Source organism: Variovorax sp. FG153 (assembly GCF_057809595.1).
Window position 1 is genome coordinate 1 of sequence record NZ_JBMDKG010000095.1, and the last position, 6937, is coordinate 6937.

The 6937-nt window shown below is 69.1% G+C and carries 6 protein-coding genes; 3 read left to right on the plus strand and 3 right to left on the minus strand.

What is annotated here, in order from left to right; translation table 11 throughout:
* The coding region (ssb, locus tag ACODT0_RS42085) for a single-stranded DNA-binding protein (protein WP_489044013.1) at window positions 1-419 on the minus strand (419 nt) is incomplete at its 3' end.
* 138 nt (window positions 420-557) lie between these two features.
* Between ssb and ACODT0_RS42090 the strand changes: the two genes are divergently transcribed.
* Both ACODT0_RS42090 and uvrA read left to right on the plus strand, forming a co-directional pair.
* Entirely contained in the window at window positions 558-1925 is a 1368-nt protein-coding gene (locus tag ACODT0_RS42090; RefSeq protein WP_057594678.1) for a chloride channel protein, read from the plus strand.
* Window positions 1926-1972: 47 nt separating this feature from the next.
* Complete coding sequence (uvrA, locus tag ACODT0_RS42095) at window positions 1973-5068, plus strand: excinuclease ABC subunit UvrA (protein WP_489044014.1); 3096 nt, start codon at window positions 1973-1975, stop codon at window positions 5066-5068.
* Between the two features lie 29 nt (window positions 5069-5097).
* Here uvrA and ACODT0_RS42100 read toward each other — a convergent pair whose 3' ends face one another.
* Window positions 5098-5577 (minus strand): type II toxin-antitoxin system VapC family toxin, encoded by a 480-nt coding sequence (locus ACODT0_RS42100; protein ID WP_413762169.1) that lies wholly within the window; start codon window positions 5575-5577, stop codon window positions 5098-5100.
* A complete protein-coding gene (locus tag ACODT0_RS42105) occupies window positions 5574-6344 on the minus strand; it encodes a hypothetical protein (protein WP_413762168.1) in 771 nt (256 codons plus the stop codon). The genes ACODT0_RS42100 and ACODT0_RS42105 overlap by 4 nt, the downstream gene beginning before the upstream one ends.
* A gap of 101 nt (window positions 6345-6445) precedes the next feature.
* Between ACODT0_RS42105 and ACODT0_RS42110 the strand changes: the two genes are divergently transcribed.
* On the plus strand, window positions 6446-6937 hold a 492-nt coding region (locus ACODT0_RS42110), incomplete at its 3' end, for a DMT family transporter (protein WP_489044015.1).

The window sequence follows — 6937 nt, forward strand, 5'->3', positions numbered from 1 at the left end:
TGGCGAGCGCGGCCACCGCCGCCACCACCACCTTGCGAGTAGCCGCCGTCGTCGTAGCCGCCGCCCGCCGGGGCGCCCTGGCCCTGGCGGCTGCCGAGCATCTGCATCTGGTCGACGCGAATGTCGGTCGCGTACTTCTCGACGCCGTCCTTGTCGGTGTACTTGCGCGTGCGGATCTGGCCTTCGACGTAGATCTGCGAGCCCTTGCGCAGGTACTGCGCGGCGATTTCGGCCAGGCGGCCGTTGAACACGAGACGGTGCCACTCGGTGGCTTCGCGCATCTCGCCGCTTTGCTTGTCCTTCCACTTGTCGGTGGTCGCGAGGGTCGCGTTGCAGACCTGGTCGCCGCTCGGGAAGGTACGGGTTTCGGGATCGCGGCCGAGGTTGCCGACGAGGATGACTTTGTTGACCGATGCCATGTGCGCTGCCCCTGATGAATGAGTAAGAGGAGGTTTGAAGGAAAAAGAAGGACACGCATTGTGCCCGATGGACCGCGCGACGCGGCCTCCGCTGGCAAGGCATCCCGCTACCGCGCGGCAGAATGGCGGGCTGGACCGATGAATCACGAGCCCGACTTCCTGCAGAACCTGCGCGCCGAGTTTTCGGGCTGGCGCCTGTGGATCGACCGCGCCATCGTGCTCGGCTACGCGGTGCTCGCGGGCCTGTTCGTGGTCGGCTTCACGCACGCGGCCGAATGGGCCTTCGCGCTGTTCGAAGGCCTGTTCCACCGCCATCCCTGGGCCGTGCTGCTGTGGACGCCGGCGCTCACGGCCGCCATCGTCTGGGCCACGCGGCGCTGGTTCCCGGGCGCGGCGGGTTCGGGCATCCCGCAGATCAAGGCCGCGCTCGACCCCGAGCTGCCCTCGGAGCGGCGTGGCCTGTTCGCCTCGCTGCGGCTGACGCTGGCCAAGATCGGGCTCGGCGCCGCGGGCTTCGCGGCCGGCCTGTCGGTGGGGCGCGAAGGGCCTTCGGTGCAGGTGGCGGCCGGCGTGATGCAGCACGCGAAGCGCTGGCTGTCGCCCGGCAGCACGATCGACATGCGCGCGCTGCTGGTGGCCGGCGGCGCGGCCGGCATCGCGGCCGCGTTCAACGCGCCGCTCGCGGGCGTGGTGTTCGCCATCGAGGAGCTGTCGGGCCGGCTGGAAGCACGCGCCAGCGGCGTGATCATCACCGGCATCGTGCTCGCGGGCCTGGTGGCGGTGTCGGCCTTCGGCAACCTCAGCTATTTCGGCGTGATCCGCGTGCCGCACCTGGACTGGAGCCTGCTCGGCCCGGGCCTGGCCGTGGCGCTGCTCAGCGGCGTGGCGGGCGGGCTGTTCGCGCGCCTGCTGATCGCCTCGCTGACCGGCGCGCCGCAGCGCCTGAACCACTGGCGCCGGCGCTACCCGGTGCGCTTCGCGGCGGCCTGCGGGCTGGCCGTGGCCGTGATCGGGCTGGCCACGGGCGGCGTCACCTACGGCGCGGGCTCGGAGGCGGTCAAGCAGATGCTGCATGGCGAGGCCCCGCTCTCGCCGCTCTATACGCTGCTGAAGTTCGTCGCCACCTGGCTCACGGCCTGGAGCGGCGCGCCGGGCGGCATCTTCGCGCCCTCGCTGTCGATCGGCGCCGGCATCGGCGATGCCATCGCCCGGCTCGCGAGCCCCGAGTTCGGGCCGGCACTGATCGCGCTCGGCATGGCGGGCTTCCTGGCCGCGGTGACGCAGGCCCCGCTGACGGCCTTCATCATCGTGATGGAGATGGTCGACGGCCACGCCATGGTGCTGAGCCTGATGGCCTCGGCCATGCTCGCGAGCCTGGTCTCGCGCATGATCAGCCGGCCGCTGTACGAGACGCTGGCCGAGCACATGGTGGGCGTGGCCACCGGGCGGCTCGCGGCGCAGCCGCAGGAGCCCGTCGCCCGCGAGGAACCGCCCCGCTCGCAATGAATTCCCCGGCGGTCTATCATGTCCGGTTGCCCTCGGACGATCGCCCCTTGAATTCAAAAGCCACCGAAGACACTGCGAACGCAGAAGCCGAACGCGAAAGCGAGCGCGACGCCCGACGCGAAGCCTACCTGGGCGCCGTACTGGCCCAGCAGCGCATCAGCATCCGCGGCGCGCGCACCCACAACCTCAAGAACGTCGACCTCGACATCCCGCGCAACAAGCTGGTGGTGATCACCGGCCTGTCGGGCTCGGGCAAGTCGAGCCTGGCCTTCGACACGCTCTATGCCGAGGGCCAGCGGCGCTACGTCGAGAGCCTGTCGGCCTATGCGCGGCAGTTCCTGCAGCTGATGGACAAGCCCGACGTCGACGTGATCGAGGGCCTGTCGCCCGCGATCAGCATCGAGCAGAAGGCCACCAGCCACAACCCGCGCTCCACCGTGGGCACGGTGACCGAGATCCACGACTACCTGCGCCTGCTCTATGCGCGCGCGGGCACGCCCTTCTGCCCCGACCACCACCTGCCGCTGCAGGCGCAGACCGTCTCGCAGATGGTCGACGCGACGCTGGGCCTGGGCGAGGAGCCGCGATTGATGATCCTCGCGCCGGTGGCGCGCGAGAAGAAGGGCGAGTTCGTCGAGCTGTTCGCCGAGATGCAGGCCGCGGGCTACATCCGCTTCCGTGTCGACGGCCAGACCTACGAATACAACGACCTGCCCAAGCTCAAGAAGACCGAGAAACACGACATCGACGTGGTGATCGACCGGCTGCGCGCGCGCCCCGACATGCAGCAGCGCCTGGCCGAGAGCTTCGAGGCCGCGCTGCGCCTGGCCGAGGGCCGCGCGCTGGTGCTCGAGCTCGGCGCCGAGGGCCAGCCCGACCGCGAGCACCTGTTCAACGCCAAGTTCTCCTGCCCGATCTGCCACTACTCCCTGGCCGAGCTCGAGCCGCGGCTGTTCTCGTTCAACTCGCCGGTGGGCGCCTGCCCGAGCTGCGACGGCCTGGGCCACAGCGAGGTGTTCGACGCGGCGCGCGTGGTGGCCTTCCCCTCGCTGTCGCTGGCCAGCGGCGCGATCAAGGGCTGGGACCGCCGCAACGGCTACTACTTCAGCATGATCGAGAGCGTCGCGAAGCACTACAAGTTCGACGTCGACGCGCCCTTCGAATCGCTGCCGGCCTCGGTGCAGCAGGTGCTGCTGCACGGCTCCGCGGGCGAGGAGATCAAGTTCAACTACACCATGGAGTCGGGCAACTTCGCGGGCAAGAAGCTCACGAAGAAGCATCCCTTCGAGGGGATCATCCCGAACATGGCGCGGCGCTACCGCGAGACCGATTCGGTGATGGTGCGCGAGGACCTCGCGCGCTACCGCAGCTTCCAGCCCTGCCCCGAATGCGGCGGCTCGCGGCTGCGGCGCGAGGCACGCAACGTGTTCCTGGTCGACGAGTCGGCACGCCCGGCCGATGGCGGCGAGCCGCCGCGCATGGCGATCTTCGAACTGAGCCGCCTCACCTTGCGCGACAGCCTCTCGTGGTTCCAGCGCCTGCAGTTGCGCGGCGCCAAGGCCGAGATCGCCGACAAGGTGGTGCGCGAGATCGGGCTGCGCCTCAAGTTCCTCAACGACGTGGGCCTCAACTACCTGAGCCTGGACCGCAGCGCCGAGACGCTGTCGGGCGGCGAGGCGCAGCGCATCCGCCTCGCCTCGCAGATCGGCTCGGGCCTGACCGGCGTGATGTACGTGCTCGACGAGCCCAGCATCGGCCTGCACCAGCGCGACAACGACCGCCTGATCGGCACCCTCAAGCATTTGCGCGACATCGGCAACAGCGTGATCGTGGTCGAGCACGACGAGGACATGATCCACGCCGCCGACCACGTGATCGACATGGGCCCGGGCGCCGGCGTGCACGGCGGCCGCGTGATGGCGCAGGGCAGCTTCGCGCAGGTGGCGGCCAACCCCGAGTCACTGACCGGCCAGTACCTCTCGGGCGCGAAGAAGATCGAGGTGCCGAAGCGCCGCACGCCGTGGCTGCCGGTGGTGAAGAAGGAGGCGCCGGCCGAGCCGCGCAAGGCCTCGCGCTTCCCGCAAAGCCCCGCGGCCGAGCGCCGCGCCGCGCGCGAGGCCGCGCACCTCGCCTCGCAGACCGCGCTGCAGGAGATCCGCGTGGTCGGCGCCAGCGGCAACAACCTCAAGAACGTGAGCGTGGCCTTTCCGGTCGGCCTGCTGACCTGCGTCACCGGCGTCTCGGGCTCGGGCAAGTCCACGCTGGTCAACGACACGCTCTACAGCGCGGTTGCGCGCACCCTCTACCGCGCCCACGAGGAGCCCGCGCCGCACGAGGCGGTCGAAGGCATCGAGTACTTCGACAAGGTCATCAACGTCGACCAGAGCCCGATCGGCCGCACGCCGCGCAGCAACCCGGCCACCTACACGGGTCTGTTCACGCCGATCCGCGAGCTGATGGCCGAGACCAACACCGCGCGCGAGCGCGGCTACGGGCCGGGCCGCTTCAGCTTCAACGTGGCGGGCGGGCGCTGCGAGGCCTGCCAGGGCGACGGCGTGGTGAAGGTCGAGATGCACTTCCTGCCCGACGTCTACGTGCCCTGCGAGGTCTGCCATGGCCAGCGCTACAACCGCGAGACGCTCGAGGTCCAGTACAAGGGCCGCAACATCGCGCAGATCCTCGACATGACGGTCGAGGTCGCGCACGAGTTCCTGAAGGCCGTGCCGACCATCGAGCGCAAGCTGCGCACCCTGCTCGACGTGGGCCTCAGCTACATCAAGCTCGGCCAGTCGGCCACCACGCTGTCGGGCGGCGAGGCGCAGCGCGTGAAGCTCGCGCTCGAGCTCAGCAAGCGCGACACCGGGCGCACGCTCTACATCCTCGACGAGCCGACCACCGGCCTGCACTTCGCCGACATCGAGCTGCTGCTCAAGGTGCTGCACCAGCTGCGCGACGCGGGCAACACCATCGTCGTGATCGAGCACAACCTCGACGTCATCAAGACCGCCGACTGGCTGATCGACATGGGGCCCGAGGGCGGGGCTGGCGGTGGCACGGTGGTGGGCGCGGGCACGCCGGAGGACCTGGCGGCGAACGAGGCGAGCCACACGGGGCATTACCTCAAGCGGCTGTTGCCGGGCTGATACGAAGAGGGCTCTGGGAGCCCTTTCGCCTATTCGCTCAGCAGGCCACGTTGCCCGTTGTCGAACCAGGCCGAATCGAAGCCATCGGCCAGCAGGATCGGCTGCACGGCACAGGTGCCCGCCGCATTCAGCCTGCGAAGGTACTTCACCAGCGTATGCGCATCCTCGGTGAGGATGTGCGTCAGCGATTCGCAGATGGCCTGGGCGATCAGCTTGATGTCGTCCTTGACGGCGCTTCGATCGTCGACCGGATCCCGCGCCAACCCACGCATCAGCAGGCCCGCGGTCATCGCGTGGTCGATGTTGAAAGGAAGCACCTCGAAGTTGCGCAGCGGCAGATCGGTCACGGCCTGCTTGACCTGGAACTCCGATGCGGCAACGGCCGAGAGATACAGCGGCACACCGCGTTTGAGCGCTTCGCGCAGATAGCCGACCGCCGCCGGATGATGCGCGCGCCCCGGATCGGCGAGCGAGATCAGGTAGCTCGTGTCGAGCAGGATCGCACTCACTCCTTGCTTCCCCGCAGCTCGTCGACCCACGCACCGGCATCGGGCACGTCGCGCCATGCCTTCGCACCCCGCTGGGTCAGGCGATCGAGCTCCTTCTCGTCGAGCCGGCTTTCGTGCTCGACGAATTCGAGCAGCCTCGCGTTCCGGTATTCGCGCGTCATGACGTTGTATTCGGCGACGATCCGGATCATGGCGGGCTTGTAGAGGCGGTTGACCTTCTCGTCCCGCAGCATCTCGCGCGCCGCATCGACCAGCAGCGTCTTGCCATCGGGCAGGCGAATGTGGGCATTGGGTTTGGTGTGCCCGCCCATGTCCTCGATCTCGCCACGCACATAGCGCTCGACGCGCACCCATTGGTCCGCATCGTCGGCCCTGAAGTCCGACTCGCTGTCGATCACGATCGCGGCGGGCAGGAAATCCGCCGCGATGCTCACACGCCAGCCGCGACCGCCGCGCGCGCTCTTCTGCCAGCGCTCGACCACCGCGCGGCGCTTCGCCGCGATGCCTTCCATCTGCTGGCTGCCCGCGAGTCTTCGCAGGTCGTTCATCAGCACCGGGTTGGCCGTCGGTGCCGTGCGGATGGCCAGCGAACCTTTCTCGACGGAGACATCCAGCGCACTGGTGTCGACATCGTTGCCATCGCCGCGCAGGAACTCGTCGACGTCCCTGGCGAAGCCGCGCAACACGGACAGCGGCACCCGCTCCGGCGAGATTTCGTATCCGGCCGACTCGTCGTGCAAAGCTATCAGCAAGGCTTGCGCTTCCATCGGGTCATTCTAGGTGTCGAGGTCATTTCGTTGTAGAGGAGGCCCACTGCATCTTCTCGGCTCCAGGCACGAAACCACGGTCCGCGCCACAATCCCGCCCCATGCCCTCCTTCACCCCGCGCCAGTTCGTCATCCTCGTCCTGCTGACCCTCGCCTGGGGCCTCAACTGGCCGGTGATGAAGCTCGGCGTGGCGGACTATCCGCCGCTGGCCTTCCGCGCGATCTCGATCTGGCTCGGGCTGCCGGTGCTGGGCCTGGCGCTGGCGTGGATGAAGGTGCCGTTCCGCGTGCCGCGCACCGCCTGGCCCGAGCTGCTGTGGCTGGGCGCCACCAACATGTTCGTCTGGCACGCCTGCATCATCCTCGCGGTGAAGGCGCTGTCGGGCGGGCGCGCGGCCATCCTCGGCTACACCATGCCGGTGTTCTCGGCGGTGATCGGCGCGCTGCTGTTCTCGGCCGCGCTCTCGCGCCGTGCCTGGACCGGCGTGGGCGCCTGCGCGATCGGCGTGGGCCTGCTGCTGTGGCACGAGCTCACCGACTTCGCGGGCCGGCCCGGCTACGTCGCGCTCGCGCTGGTGGGGGCCGCCACCTGG

Coding starts and splice junctions, on each gene's coding strand:
- ACODT0_RS42105 (WP_413762168.1), bottom strand. CDS start 6,344: ATGGAAGCGCAAGCCTTGCTGATAGCTTTGCACGACGAGTCGGCCGGA.
- ACODT0_RS42090 (WP_057594678.1), top strand. CDS start 558: ATGAATCACGAGCCCGACTTCCTGCAGAACCTGCGCGCCGAGTTTTCG.